Here is a 13168-nt window from a genome sequence, read left to right as displayed (position 1 = left end):
CAACACCCTCGGGAGCCTGCGCGCGGTGGCGGCCGAGGTCCTCAAGCGGGGCTGGCACACCGCGGTGCTGGTGAGCGATCCGTGGCATTCGTTCCGGGCCCGCACCATGGCCACCGGCGTCGGGCTCACCGCGTGGACCTCGCCCACGCACAGCGGTCCGATCGTGCAGACCCGCCAGACCCAGGCGCTCTACATCCGGCGCGAGACCGGCGCACTGCTGTTCTACCTGCTCACCCGCACCCCGGCCGACGACATCGGCGGCACCGGCCTCGGCTGATCACGGCTGATCACGACACTGCCCTTCGCGGGCCGATCGCGGTTAGGGTGGGCCCGTGATCGGCTATGGCGAGCACGACGTGCAGCGCAGGGTGGCGGAGGAGCCGAAGAGCGCCGCCCTCCCGGGGGCACCGGCGGACGGCCGCAGTCCCTTCGCCCGGGACCGGGCGCGCGTGCTGCATTCGGCCGCGCTGCGGCGGCTGGCGGGCAAGACGCAGGTCGTCGGGCCCGGGGAGGGTGCAGAGGTCAGCGGTGTGCCGAGGACCCGGCTCACCCATTCGCTGGAGGTCGCGCAGATCGGCCGGGGCATCGCCGCCGAACTGGGCGCCGACCCGGACCTGGTGGACACCGCCGGGCTCGCGCACGACATCGGCCACCCGCCCTTCGGCCACAACGGCGAGAAGGCCCTCGACAGCGTCGCCGAGCCGTGTGGCGGGTTCGAGGGCAACGCGCAGACGTTGCGCATCCTCACGCGGCTGGAGCCCAAGGTCGAGCCTGCCGGGCTCAACCTCACCCGCGCCTGCCTGGACGCGGCCACGAAGTACCCGTGGCCGCGTCGTCCCGGCCTGGCCAAGTTCGGCGTCTACGCCGACGACGCCGAGGTCTTCGCCTGGCTGCGGGAAGGCGCGCCGGAGGGCAGGCGCTGCCTGGAGGCGCAGATCATGGACTGGGCGGACGACGTCGCCTATTCGGTGCACGACGTCGAGGACGGGGTGCTCGCGGGCCGGATCTCCCTGCGGGTGCTCACCGACCGCGAAGAGCGGGCCGCGGTGGCCGAACTGGCCGCGAAGCACTTCTCGGGTCAGCCGGTGTCGGCACTGGAGGGGGCCGCGGAGGGCCTGCTGGAGCTGCCCGTGGTCGCGGCGCTCGCCCGGACGGGATTCGACGCCTCGTTCCGGGCGCAGGCCGCGCTGAAGAACCTGACGAGCGAGCTGGTCGGCCGCTTCGCCTCGGTGGTGGTCACGGGCACCCGGCGCGGGCACGGCGACGGGCCGCTCACCCGGTACGCCGCCGACCTGGAGGTCCCGGCACGGGTGGCCGCCGAGGTGGCCCTGCTGAAGGCGGTGGCGTTGCGTTACGTGATGAGCGATCCGCGGCGCCGCGCCCTGCAGGAAGGACAGCGTGAGCTGCTCGTCGAGCTCGTCGAGCGGCTGTGCCACCGTGCCCCGGAATCGCTCGACGCCGTCTTCCACCCGGCCTGGGAGGCGGCCGGTGACGACGCGGCGCGCCTGCGCGTGGTGATCGACCAGGTCGCCACGCTCACCGACGCGCAGGCCCACGCCTGGCACGCCTGGCACACCGGCCGCCACTGACCCCGCCGTGGCGGGAGGTGGTCCGGTAGCGTCGGGGTGTGACCAAGCTCAAGGCGCGTGGTCCCGAGCGTGACCACCTCAGGTTCTGCTTCGCCCTGCACCGGGCCATTGCTGGTGACGCCGCCGTAAGCGGTGACTCGTGCTTTTCCCCCTACTCGGTGGCGAGCGCGCTCGGGCTGACCAGCCGGGCCACCCGCGGCGCGGCCGCCGCCGAGCTGCTGCATCTGCTGACCGGCGGGGAGGCCGACGTCGCCAAGCAGGCCGAACTGCTCGGCGCCGCCTCCAGCCTCGACGAGCACGACCGGGGTGAGCCGCCGGTGCTCGCCGCGGCCAACACGCTGTGGGCGTGGGACGAGCTCCCCCTCAACGAGGACTTCCTCGGCGAGCTCGCCGCCTGGCCGGGCGGCGGGGTCAGGACCGCGCCGTTCGTCCGCGACCCGGACGCGGCGCGCCGCCGGATCAACGCCGACGTGGCCGAGACCACCCGGCGGCTCATCCCCGAGCTGCTCCAGCCCGGGGCGGTGACGGACGACACGGTCGCCTGCCTGGTCAACGCGCTCTACCTCAAGCTCGCCTGGACCCATCCGTTCCCGGCGCAGCGCACCGCCGACGGGGACTTCCACAGCCCGGGCGGTCTCCGTCGCGTGCCCACGATGCACCAGTCCGCGATGCTCGGGCACGCCGCGCGCGACGGATGGCAGCTGGTCGTACTGCCCGGCGCCGGCGGGGTGCAGGCGCTGATCCTGCTGCCGGACGGCGACCTGGCCTCCCAGGAGTCCGATTTGGACCCCGATGTGCTGGCGAACTTGTTGTCCGCCAAGGGAAACAAACAGGTCAGTCTGTCGCTGCCGAAGTTCAGGCTGGACCGGCGCGCCGCGCTCAAAACGGCGCTGGCCGGCCTCGGCGTGCGGACCATGTTCACCCGCGAGGCGGACTTCGCCCCCCTCACCCCCGATCCGCGCGTCTTCGTCGACGACGTGGTGCACCAGGCGGTGCTGCGCATCGACGAGGAGGGACTCGAGGGAGCCGCGGCGACCGCGGTGGTCTTCCGGACGCTGGCGATGGTGCATGCCGAACCGGTCGAGGTGGTGGTCGACCGGCCTTTCCTGCTCCTGGTGCGGCACGCGCGGACCGGTGTGGTCTACTTTTTCGCCCGCGTAGTCGAACCGTAAGGGTGGGAAGTGACCTCGTTGCTGGAGGCGCCTGAGGCGGTACAGGTGGCCGAGCCGAAACGACCCCGGTGGACCCGGGGTGACGCACTGGTCGTGCTGTGCTACCTGGTAGTCGCGTTCGTCGTCTACGGCGGCCTGTGGACCAACCTGAACAGCGGATACCTCTACAACAGCGCCCAGGACCAGAACATGTGGGAGTGGTTCTTCGCGGTCACCGCGCACTCCGTGGCGCACCTGGAGAACCCGCTCGGCTCGACGCTGCAGAACTTCCCCGCCGGGGTCAACCTGATGGCCAACACGGCGATGTTCGGCCTCGGCATCCCGCTCTCCCCGATCACGCTGCTGTTCGGGCCCACGGTGACCTGGGCGATCGCGCTGACCGGCGGGCTGGCCGGTACCGCCACCGCCTGGTACTGGGTTTTCTCGCGCACGGTGGTGCGCTCGCGGCTGGCCGCCGCGATCGGCGGCGTGTTCTGCGGCTTCGCCCCCGCCATGATCTCGCACGGCAACGCGCACCCGAACTTCGTCGGGCTGTTCGTGCTGCCGTTCATCGTGCTGAAGCTGGTCCGGGTGGCGCAGGGGCGCCGTCCGGTCCGGGACGGCATCATCCTCGGCCTGCTGATCGCCTACCAGGTGTACCTCGGCGAGGAGCCGCTGCTCATCACGATGATGGGCTTCGCCGTGTTCGCGCTGACCTTCGTCGTGTCCCGCCCCCGTGAAGCGGTGAAGATGATCCGCCCCACGGCGATCGGGGCAGGCCTGGCCGCGGTGATCACGCTCGCCCTGACGATCTACCCGCTGTGGTGGCAGTTCTTCGGGCCGCAGAGCTACCGGACCCTGGAACACGGCGCGGTCGGCAACGACACGGCGGCGCTCACCCGGTTCGCCACCGAGTCCATCGCGGGCAATCCCGCGGCCGCCGCCGACGTGTCGATGAACCGCACCGAGGAGAACGCCTTCTTCGGCTGGCCGCTGATCGTGTTCATGGTCGTGCTGACGGTGTGGCTGTGGCGCGACATCGTGGCCCGGTGCGCCGCGATCGCGATGTTCGCGCTGGCCTGGCTTTCCCTCGGCGTCCAGATCACCGTCGCCCACCACGAGACCGGCCTGCCCGGGCCGTGGAAGCTGCTGGCCAAGCTGCCGCTGTTCGACTCGCTGCTGGAATCCCGCCTGGCGATGGCCTGCATCCCGGCGGTGGGTGTGCTGCTCGCGATCGCCACCGACCGGGTGTTCGCTTCGGTGCCACCGGTGCGGCAACAGCAGTTCTCGGCGCGGTGGCTGTGGCTCGGCGTGGTGGCCGCGGTGCTCGTGCCGATCGCGCCCATCCCGTTGGACACCTTCACCCGCCCCGCGACCCCGGCCTTCTTCACCGACGGGACGTGGCGCAAGTTCGTCGGCTCGGGCTCGCTGGTGGCCGTGCCGCTGAGCAGCCCCGGCGACGCCCGCGCGCTGACCTGGCAGATCAAGGCCGATCTGGGCTTCCCGATCGCGGACGGCTATTTCGTCGGGCCGAACGGGCCGGGTGACAAGCGGGGCCGCTACGGCGCCCCGGACCGGCCCACGGCCTCCCTGCTCAACAAGGTGCGCGAGACCGGCGACGTGCCCGACGTCACCGACCGGCAGCGGGCCGACCTGCTGGCCGACCTGAAGTACTGGCACGCGGACGTGATGGTGCTGGCGCCGGTGACCAACCAGCAGGCGCTGCAGTCCACTGTGGAGCTGCTGCTCCGCACCCCGGCCACCTACGTGGACGGGGTGTGGCTCTGGGACGTCCGCTCCCTGCGCGGCGCCTGAGGCCCCGGGGCGGCTGGGGTCTGCTCGACGAGGGTGGCCGTGGCGCGGTCGAGGAATTCGCAGAACAGCTTGTGCTCTTCCGGGGTGAATCGGTCGGTCAGGGCGCGTTCGAGCACGATCACTTCCCGGTAGGCCCGGTCGAGCAGGTCACGGCCGTCCGGAGTGAGGGTGGCGATCAGGACCTTGGCGTGCACCGGCGACGGTTGCCGATCGATGAGCCCCTTGTTCTGCATCCCGGTCAGGACGCTGGCCATGCTCTGCTGGGTGACTCCGCACGCCCGCGCGAGCTGGGCACCCGACATGCCGTCGTCGCGGGACAGGGTCAGCAGCACGGTGTACTGGGTCATCGTCAGGCCGTAGCCGCGGAGCACCCCCTCGTGGTGGGCCATGAGCGCCTGCTCGGCGCGACGGATGCGGTTGCAGACGTATTCCTCGACCGGCACGCCAGCCAATTCACAACTCCCTAAGTTGACTCAGGTACCTGATACTGACTAGGTTTCCAAGTATCAGGATACTGAGTCGACACAGAAGGTTGTATGCGATGAAGGCTGTTGTTCTGGGCACCGACGACCAGTTCCGGATCTTGGAGAGGGACGAGCCCGTGGCCGGGCCGGGCGAGGTCGCGATCCGGGTCGCCTATGCGGGGGTGCAGTACGGCGATGTCCTGGTGCGCGAGGGGCATTTCCCGATTCCGCGCCCGTTCGTGCCCGGTTTCGAAGCGGCGGGTGAGATCGTCGCGGTCGGTGAAGGCGTCGACGAGACCCGTATCGGCGAGCCGGTGATCGCGCTGATCGGCGGGGGCGGATACGCGGAGGTCGTGACCGCGCCGTCGGTGCTGGCGATCAACGCCGCCGGGGTCGGATTCCGTGCCGCCGCCGCGTTCGGGTGGGTCGCGCCGACCGCCTACGACCTGATCAGCACCGTCGCCCGGGTCGCGCCGGGGGACAGTGTGCTGATCCATGCCGCCGTCGGTGGTGTGGGTTCGCTGGCCGGGCAGTTCGCCGCGGCCGCGGGTGCGGAACGGATCGTCGGCGTGGTCGGCAATGCCGGTCAGGTCGACTACGCGCGCCGGTTCGGCTACCACGAAGTGCTGGTGCGCCAGCAGTTTCCCGACGCACTGGGCGACGAGACGTTCGACGTGATCCTCGATCCGATCGGCGGCGCCACCCGGGTGGCGAACCTGGCACGGTTGGCCCCGCATGGCCGGATCGCGGTGTATGGCAACATCGCCACCTTCGAACCGGTCACCGTGTCGGCCAACGACCTGCTGATGCGAGGCCAGTCGCTGATGACCTACAACAGCAACCTGGCCGGCCAGACCAGCCCGCGGAAGCTGGCCGGCAGTGCCGCTCGTGCCATGGCACTGGTCGCCGACGGGTCGGTGCGGCTCGATGTCACCGCCGAATACACCCTCGCCGAGGTCGGGAAGGCGATAGCGGACCTGGCCGGAGGAGTGACCCGCGGCAAGAGCGTCGTCCGCGTCGCGTGAAAAAGGGCCGAGGAGGGAGCGGCCCGGCTGTCACATCGCGCCGGGCCGTCTCGTCCTCCGGGTGTCCCTTGAGAAACCGACAGCCGGAGGTCACCATGCCCCGCATTCCCGCCGTATCCGCCCGTGAAGCCGGTCTCCAGGCGAAGCTGCTCTACCGCGTCGCACGCCGTCGCTTCGGTGCCGTGCCCGAACCGTTCGCCGTGCTGGCGAACCACCCCGCACTGCTGCGCACGAGCGCGATCCATGAGCTGCTGGCCGAGAAGGCCGTCCGGGCGCTGCCGAAGCACGTGGCCGACCTGGCGGTGTACCGCACCGCGGTGCGCCTCGGCTGCTCGTGGTGCATCGACTTCGGGACGATGCTGCAGAAGCACCAGGGGCTCGACATCGACCGGCTGAAGAACATCGACGACTACGCCACCTCGCCGCTGTTCGACCGCGCGGAACGGCTCGCCCTGGCCTACGCCGACGCCATGAGCGACACGCCGGTCTCCGTCACGTCCGAGCAGGTCGCCGAACTGGAGCGCGAGTTCGGCCGCCGGGGCCTGCTCGAGCTGACCTACCAGATCGGGCTGGAGAACCAGCGGGCCCGGATGTTCGGCGCGCTCGACATCACCGACCAGGGCTTCACGTCCGGTGAGGCGTGCCGGGTGCCGGGGCTCGGGTGAGCTTGTCCGGGTTGCACTGGTCGTAGATCGCCACGATCCGGCCGTCGCGGAGGGCCATGGCCTGCAGCCGGGGGGAGAGCCCGCGGTAGGGACCGGTGGCCTCGGCCCCCGGCAGGTACAGCCCGAGGTCGCCGTTGACCAGCAGCGGCTGCCCGCCCCGCAGTGCCTCGGGCGGGTACTTCGACAGCAGCCCGAACAGGAACCGGGTGATCTTGTCCGCGCCGACGATGATCCGGCGCGCGGTGGTGGCCTTGCCGTTGCTGTCGCCGATCAGGACCACGTCCGGGTGCAGGACCTCGGCCACCGCCCGTACGTCACCGGCGAACAGCGCGGTCAGGAACCGGTCGAGGATCTGCTGCTGCTCGGCCAGGCTCGCCCGGGGCGGCGGCTCCGCGTCCTTCAGCACACGCCGCCCGCGCGACGCGTACTGGCGGGTGGCGTCCGTGCTGGCGCCGAGGATGCCGGCGATCTCGTCGAAGGGCACCGAGAACGCGTCGTGCAGCACGAACGCGACGCGTTGCTCGGGGCTGAGCCGGTCCAGCACCACCATGGCGGCCATGCGCAGGCCCTCGTCGCGGACCGCGACGTCGAGCGGGTCCTCGCCGGGCTGGCCGGTCAGCGGGGTCACGATCGGTTCGGGCAGCCACTGGCCGACGTACTGTTCACGCCGGGCGGTCGCCGAACGCAGCCGGTCCAGGCAGATGCGGCCGACCACCGTGGTCAGCCAGCCTTTGAGATCCCGGATCCCGTCGCGTTTGCCGTCGGGCAGGGTGCTCAGCCGCAGCCACGATTCCTGCACAGCGTCCTCGGCGTCGGACACCGACCCGGTGAGCCGGTAGGCGACCGCGACCAGATGCGAGCGGTGATCGTCGAACTGCTCGGCGAGACCCATACTCCGGCAACCTACTCGCGCCGGATGGCTCCGGGCAGGGGTGCGCCACCTCGGGCGGCCTTCGTCAAATGGCCTATCCTCGACGGGTGGCAGGTCGTATCCGGGAAAGTGACATCGCGGAGGTACGCCAGCGCAACCGGATCGACGAGGTCGTGGGCGACTACGTCGCCCTGCGCAACGCCGGCGGGGGCGCGCTGAAGGGACTGTGCCCGTTCCACGACGAGAAGACCCCGTCGTTCAACGTCCGGCCCACCCACGGCACCTTCCACTGCTTCGGCTGCGGCGAGGGCGGCGATGTCATCAAGTTCCTGATGAAGATCGATCACCTGCCCTTCGTGGAGGCGGTCGAACGCCTGGCGGACCGGGTCGGGTTCCGGCTGACCTACGAGGGGGGCGGCGGCAGCGTCCGGCGCGACCGCGGCACCCGCACGCGCATGGTCGAGGCGCACAAGGCGGCCGCCGAGTTCTACGCCGAGCAGTTGCGCACCCCCGAGGCCGAGGCGGCCAGGGCGTATCTCAAGGAGCGCGGGTTCGACGAGACGGCCGCGCGGACCTTCGGCTGCGGGTTCGCGCCCGGCGGCTGGGACAAGCTGACGAAGTTCCTGCTCAACCGCGGGTTCGAACTCGACGAACTGCTCAAGGCGCAGTTGGTCAAGCAGGGCAGGCAGGGGCCGATCGACCGGTTCCACCGGCGGCTGGTGTGGCCGATCCGGGAGCTTTCCGGCGACGTGGTGGGCTTCGGGGCCCGCAGGCTGTTCGACGACGACCCGATACAGGCGAAGTACCTCAACACCAGCGAGAGCCCGATCTACAAGAAGTCGCAGGTGCTGTTCGGGCTGGACCTGGCGAAACGGGAGATCGCCAAGCGGCGTCAGGTGGTGGTCGTCGAGGGGTACACCGACGTGATGGCCATGCACGCCTCCGGGGTGCCCACCGCGGTGGCGTCCTCGGGCACGGCCTTCGGCGAGGACCACATGAAGGTGCTGCGGCGCCTGCTGATGGACGACGACGCCTTCCGGGGCGAGGTGATCTTCACCTTCGACGGCGACGCGGCGGGGCAGAAGGCGGCGCTGAAGGCGTTCGAGGGCGACCAGACCTTCGCGGCCCAGACCTACATCGCGGTCGCGCCGGACGGGATGGACCCGTGCGAACTGCGGCTGGCCAAGGGCGAGACCGCGGTGCGCGATCTGGTGGCCCGGCGGATCCCGCTGTTCGAGTTCGCGATCAAGAGCATCCTCGCCGAGTACGACCTGGACTCGGTCGACGGGCAGGTCGCCGCGCTGCAGCGCACCGTGCCGCTGGTGGCGCAGATCAAGGACCGGGCGAAGCGCGACGGGTACGCCACGAGGCTGTCCTGGTGGGTCGGCTGGCAGGACGAGGCGATGGTGGTGCGCCGGGTCCGCGAGTCGGCGGGCAACGGCGGCACCCCGGGAACGGCGGGCCGCCGCCCCCGGCAGCAGGCCGCCGCGGTGTCGGACGTCGCGCGCCCGGCTCCGCGCGACCCGGGTCTGATGGCGCAACGGGAAGTGCTCAAGGCGGCGCTCCAGGAACCGGCCCTGTCCGGGCCGGAGTACGACGCGCTGCCCGAAGAGGCGTTCACGCATCCCGCGTACGTCGCGGTGCACCGGGCGATCCTGAAGGCGGGCGGGGCGAGCAGCGGGCTGAGCGGGCCCGCGCTGATCGACGCCGCCGCCGCGTACACCCCGGAGGGCACGGTGCGCACACTGGTGTCCGAACTGGCGGTGGAACCCTTGCACGCCAAGGGAGAGGGCGACGTGCGCTACATCGGGAGCATGATCGCCGCCGTGCAGGAGAACCTCGTCGGACGGCAGATCGCGGAGATCAAGTCGAAGCTGCAGCGGCTCTCACCGGTCGACGCGGCGGACGAGTACCGCGGCCTGTTCGGCGATCTGGTCGCGCTCGAGGAGTACCGCAAGGCGCTGCGCGAGCAGGCGATCGGCGGGGCGGACTAGCCATGGGACGACTGCGCCGGCTGTTCGGCGACCTGCTGCCGGAGGGGTTCCCCGGCACGCTCGCGCCGGGGGAGAACGCGCTGGCCGCGGCCGAGGTCGCCGGGGGAGGGCACCTCGTGGTCACCGAACTGGGACTGTGGCTGCCGCCGGGGCGGCGGATCGGCTGGCACCTGATCAGCAAGGCGGTGTGGCGGGACGGCAGCCTGACCGTGGTGGAGGCAGAGGAGGCCGGGTCCGCCGGGGCGGCGGTGCTGCTGGCGGACCGGGAACCGGTGCGGTTTGCCCTGCCCAGGCCGGGAAAGGTGCCGCTGATGGTGCGGCAGCGGGTGGACGGCTCGATCCGGGGGCGCCACCGGCACGAACTGCCCGGGGGAGGAGTGTGGTTCGTGCAGCGCAAGCTGCCAGGACAGGACGGCAGCGTGCTGCAGGCGCGACCCGATCCAGGGGTGGACTCCGAGGTCGTCGCGGCGATCGCGCGGGAAGCCTCGGAGAGGCTGGCCCCGCCGCCGGTATAGCAGTACGCTCGTACTGTGTGGGATCCCGAGAAGTATCTCGACTACGCTGACCAGCGAGGACGCCCCTTCCACGACCTGATCGCCCGGATCGGCGCGACCGCACCCCGCCGCGTGGTGGATCTGGGCTGCGGGCCCGGCAATCTCACCGGCACCCTGGGGAAGCGCTGGCCCGCGGCCATCCTCGAAGCCCTGGACAGTTCCCCCGAAATGGTGGACGCGGCGCGGGCGGCGGGCCTCGACGCGCGGGTGCTCGATGTGCAGGACTGGGTGCCCGCGGACGACACCGACGTGGTGGTCACCAACGCGGTGCTGCACTGGGTGCCGGGGCATGAGGACCTGCTGCGGCGCTGGGCCGGGCAACTCCCTTCCGGAGCATGGCTCGCGATGCAGGTTCCCGCCAATTTCGACGCCCCCTCGCACACCCTCCCTCGTGAACTGGCCGCCACGCCGGAGTGGGCGGACCGCCTGCCGTCAGGCACTCTGCGTGACGAAGGCAGTGTCGGTGACGCCCGCCACTACGCCGGGCTCCTGGCCGACGCCGGCTGCCTCGTGGACACGTGGGAAACCACCTACGTGCACCGGCTGAGCGGGCCGGACGCGATACTGGAATGGATCACCGGCACCGCACTGCGGCCCGTCAAGGCGGCCCTCGGCGAGGACTCGTGGCAGCGGTTCCGCGCCGAACTGGCACCGCTGCTGGACGAGGCCTATCCGCCGCGCGGGGACGGCACCACCTGGTTCCCGTTCCGGCGGGTCTTCGCCGTGGCCAGGATCGCGTAGGTCAGGGAACCACGGACCGGGTCGGCCGGTGCCCGTTGTGCTGCGCCTGCGTCCTGAAGAACGGCACCCTGCCGCCGACCTTCTCGCTCACCTTGGCGCGCACCACCCCGGCCGCCCCCTGCACCATCGGGTGATCGACGACCTTACGGTACGTGCGCACGATCTGGTCGTACCGCGCCCGGCCCGCCTTCGCCCCCAGCACGTAGCCGACCGCCGCGCCCAGCAGGAATACCCTCATGCCCCTCGCCTCCTCGCCGATCTTCTCCGACCCTCTCCCCGATTGTCCCTCACCGGCCACCCGGATGCCGGGGGTGCTTGCAGAGCGCGATCAGGGGTGCGCTAAAGTTTCACTCCGTTGGCCCGGCGCGATCCGGGCAGACAACCGAGCATTCCCCTGTAGCTCAATTGGCAGAGCATTCGGCTGTTAACCGAAGGGTTGTTGGTTCGAGTCCAACCGGGGGAGCTTCCACCCCAGGTCAGCGCACCTGGGGTTCTTTCATTCCGAAGGTGTGTGGGCCGAACCCGCCAGAAACCCGCCAGTTGGCTACCCTGCGCTTCCGATAGTGCTTGTCGACGACCTTCTGCGTGTTGCCGAACTGGTCCGCGATAGCGCACAGTGTGAGCTCGGCTTCGTCGAGGACGGAGGCGACGCTGCCTGGTCTGATGGATCGAGACGAGGTACAGCGGTGGTGCCCGTCCTCAGCCGTGGAGATCCGGAGGCGGTTCGCTGTCTTGGCTGATCGAGGTCAGTAGTGGTACAGACCTTTTCGATGGGCGGTGAGCCTCACACAGCAGCGAAAGCTCGGCGGAAGGCAGCCTCCCCGCGGTCAAAGTGGGCAGGACGCCACAGAAAGCTGTCACCCCCCAGGGCGTCGGTAAGGTCCTGGCTATCGATCTTCCGTGCGCTGCTTGCGTGTGCACCGGATTCGGGGGTTGCATGCTCGGAAGCACAGCAGTAGCGGGGGTGGCATGACGGGCAGGCGCCGGTGGGGGCTCGGGTGCGCAGGGTTGATCCTCGCAGTAGTCATCGTCCTGGGCCTGGTGTGGCTGTTGCGGCCACCTACGCAGGCATTTCAATTGCGGGATCAGCTCACGGGGGCTGGGGGTTACCGGCAGACCGCCACGGTCGACGGCACCCACGACCAGGGCGGTAGCACGGAGGCGTTGGGAATATACGTGGGGCCTGCTTTGCACGGGGATGTGGCTGGCGTGGTCTCTGGTCCGGGGCTCGTCCTTACGGCACCTCCATCTTGGGCCGCAGGGATGACGGGAAGTATTGACGACTGGATCGCGGTCGGAAGCTTCCGCAACGGCTGCGCCGTGCACGTGAACCGGCTTCACCGGGACGAGTCCCCGCTGGATGACTGGAACGTGTCAGAGTCCGGCCTGGCGGGCTTCCGCGCGGGAACACGCGACGTTCTCGAGGTCTGGGTGGGATACAACCCTGGGTGACGTTCAAGGTACTTGCGCCGTTGATGGCCACGCAGTGCGCGGGCGGGGCGGTTCGGACCTGGTCGGCAACCGGGATAGTCTTGGTCTCAGCGCGGCATCGGGGGAGATCGTGGACGATGAATGCAAGCATCTGTTGCCGATCGGCCACTGCGCGTACTGCAAGCCGCCGCCGGAGGGCGTGCTGCCGCACGGTTACCGCACCAAGGGCGGACACGCATACCACAACGACCGGGAATGCGACTGGCTGCGCAAGGGGCACGATCGGTCGCGTCGACAGGGCAAGGACATCCACGACGCGGTCCGGGTCGCGTGGGCGGATGTCAAACCGGGCGAGTTGGAACCATGCGAGTTCTGCTGCACGTCCCAATGGCTTAGAAGGCATGGAAAGCAAGGGATTTCTCCAGCCGAGCGGACCGAAGCTTCCCCTTCGGGCAAGCCCTGCCAGGTGCGGGACGGAGTCGACTGGTATCCCGGTCTGTTGACGTGGGAGAAAGCACCGCGCGACGATGGACTCTGGTGGGCACGAGTCAAGTATCGGCGCGGAGGCAAGGAAATCGTCGTTATCAAGAACCAGAACGATCTGCGGCCACGTCAGTGATCAACCGGTCCGGACTTTTACACCGGCCACAGCGCACTGGGTACTCGGTCGCCGACTGCAGCCGTTCCGGGACGTCCTGCCCGAGGAACCACTGGCCGTTCGCCGCTGCCGTCGGAGATACGGACTTGGTGTCATTCTCTTGTCCAGCGTCCACCGGGTGCGACAGATCCGCAACGCCATCGCGCACTTTGACGCAGAGCCGCTGCCACCGGACCGCATCACCGAGCTTAAGGAGTTCTCCGGACTGCT

General features: G+C 70.1%; 13 protein-coding genes and 1 tRNA gene. 11 read left to right on the top strand and 3 right to left on the bottom strand.

Annotation, left to right across the window (positions count from 1 at the left end):
* The 4 genes from FNH05_RS06715 to FNH05_RS06700 form a co-directional block, all read left to right on the top strand.
* Positions 1-277 (top strand): YdcF family protein (locus FNH05_RS06715; RefSeq protein WP_144586404.1); only part of this gene is annotated, 277 nt, incomplete at its 5' end.
* A gap of 58 nt (positions 278-335) precedes the next feature.
* Positions 336-1589: a deoxyguanosinetriphosphate triphosphohydrolase gene (locus tag FNH05_RS06710; protein WP_144586407.1), complete on the top strand. Its 1254-nt coding sequence runs from the start codon at positions 336-338 to the stop codon at positions 1587-1589.
* A 38-nt stretch (positions 1590-1627) separates the two neighbouring features.
* Positions 1628-2761 carry a serpin family protein gene (locus FNH05_RS06705; protein ID WP_144586403.1) on the top strand — a complete coding sequence of 378 codons (1134 nt, stop codon included), beginning with the start codon at positions 1628-1630 and terminating at the stop codon, positions 2759-2761.
* Positions 2762-2770: 9 nt separating this feature from the next.
* Positions 2771-4555 carry a glycosyltransferase family protein gene (locus FNH05_RS06700; protein ID WP_144586402.1) on the top strand — a complete coding sequence of 595 codons (1785 nt, stop codon included), beginning with the start codon at positions 2771-2773 and terminating at the stop codon, positions 4553-4555.
* Here the strand turns inward: FNH05_RS06700 and FNH05_RS06695 are convergent.
* Positions 4504-4998, bottom strand: a complete 495-nt coding sequence (locus FNH05_RS06695) for a MarR family winged helix-turn-helix transcriptional regulator (RefSeq protein ID WP_246127572.1) — start codon at positions 4996-4998, stop codon at positions 4504-4506. The genes FNH05_RS06700 and FNH05_RS06695 overlap by 52 nt on opposite strands.
* Before the next feature lie 98 nt (positions 4999-5096).
* On the opposite strand from FNH05_RS06695, the gene FNH05_RS06690 reads away from it, so the two are divergent.
* Positions 5097-6044, top strand: coding sequence for a quinone oxidoreductase family protein (locus FNH05_RS06690; protein WP_144586400.1), 948 nt, complete (start codon positions 5097-5099; stop codon positions 6042-6044).
* Positions 6045-6139: 95 nt separating this feature from the next.
* Positions 6140-6709 carry a carboxymuconolactone decarboxylase family protein gene (locus FNH05_RS06685; RefSeq protein WP_144586399.1) on the top strand — a complete coding sequence of 190 codons (570 nt, stop codon included), beginning with the start codon at positions 6140-6142 and terminating at the stop codon, positions 6707-6709.
* On the opposite strand, the gene FNH05_RS06680 is transcribed toward FNH05_RS06685, so the two are convergent.
* Positions 6669-7601, bottom strand: coding sequence for a sigma-70 family RNA polymerase sigma factor (locus FNH05_RS06680; RefSeq protein WP_144586398.1), 933 nt, complete (start codon positions 7599-7601; stop codon positions 6669-6671). The genes FNH05_RS06685 and FNH05_RS06680 overlap by 41 nt on opposite strands.
* A gap of 68 nt (positions 7602-7669) precedes the next feature.
* Between FNH05_RS06680 and dnaG the strand changes: the two genes are divergently transcribed.
* Genes dnaG through FNH05_RS06665 form a run of 3 tightly spaced genes read left to right on the top strand, consistent with a single transcriptional unit; the run spans position 7670 to position 10869 of the window.
* Positions 7670-9574 carry a DNA primase gene (dnaG, locus tag FNH05_RS06675; protein WP_144586397.1) on the top strand — a complete coding sequence of 635 codons (1905 nt, stop codon included), beginning with the start codon at positions 7670-7672 and terminating at the stop codon, positions 9572-9574.
* 2 nt (positions 9575-9576) lie between these two features.
* Entirely contained in the window at positions 9577-10089 is a 513-nt protein-coding gene (locus FNH05_RS06670; RefSeq protein ID WP_144586396.1) for a hypothetical protein, read from the top strand.
* Positions 10090-10104: 15 nt separating this feature from the next.
* On the top strand, positions 10105-10869 hold the full coding sequence (locus tag FNH05_RS06665; RefSeq protein WP_144586395.1) for a trans-aconitate 2-methyltransferase: 765 nt from the start codon (positions 10105-10107) through the stop codon (positions 10867-10869).
* Between the two features lies 1 nt (position 10870).
* On the opposite strand, the gene FNH05_RS06660 is transcribed toward FNH05_RS06665, so the two are convergent.
* Positions 10871-11107 (bottom strand): hypothetical protein, encoded by a 237-nt coding sequence (locus FNH05_RS06660; protein ID WP_144586394.1) that lies wholly within the window; start codon positions 11105-11107, stop codon positions 10871-10873.
* Between the two features lie 152 nt (positions 11108-11259).
* Between FNH05_RS06660 and FNH05_RS06655 the strand changes: the two genes are divergently transcribed.
* Positions 11260-11332 (top strand) — tRNA-Asn (locus FNH05_RS06655).
* Between the two features lie 1098 nt (positions 11333-12430).
* On the top strand, positions 12431-12919 hold the full coding sequence (locus FNH05_RS06650) for a hypothetical protein (protein ID WP_144586393.1): 489 nt from the start codon (positions 12431-12433) through the stop codon (positions 12917-12919).
* The last annotated feature ends 249 nt before the right edge of the window (positions 12920-13168 follow it).

Origin of the sequence: Amycolatopsis rhizosphaerae, from assembly GCF_007713715.1 — a bacterium.
GTDB lineage: Bacteria > Actinomycetota > Actinomycetes > Mycobacteriales > Pseudonocardiaceae > Amycolatopsis_E > Amycolatopsis_E rhizosphaerae.
This window is presented reverse-complemented; position numbering and strand designations above follow the sequence as displayed.

Bases quoted from the DNA above. Each gene is read 5' to 3' on its own strand.
- FNH05_RS06660 (WP_144586394.1), bottom strand. From the start codon at position 11,107: ATGAGGGTATTCCTGCTGGGCGCGGCGGTCGGCTACGTGCTGGGGGCG.
- FNH05_RS06670 (WP_144586396.1), top strand. From the start codon at position 9,577: ATGGGACGACTGCGCCGGCTGTTCGGCGACCTGCTGCCGGAGGGGTTC.
- dnaG (WP_144586397.1), top strand. From the start codon at position 7,670: ATGGCCTATCCTCGACGGGTGGCAGGTCGTATCCGGGAAAGTGACATC.
- FNH05_RS06690 (WP_144586400.1), top strand. From the start codon at position 5,097: ATGAAGGCTGTTGTTCTGGGCACCGACGACCAGTTCCGGATCTTGGAG.
- FNH05_RS06680 (WP_144586398.1), bottom strand. From the start codon at position 7,601: ATGGGTCTCGCCGAGCAGTTCGACGATCACCGCTCGCATCTGGTCGCG.
- FNH05_RS06685 (WP_144586399.1), top strand. From the start codon at position 6,140: ATGCCCCGCATTCCCGCCGTATCCGCCCGTGAAGCCGGTCTCCAGGCG.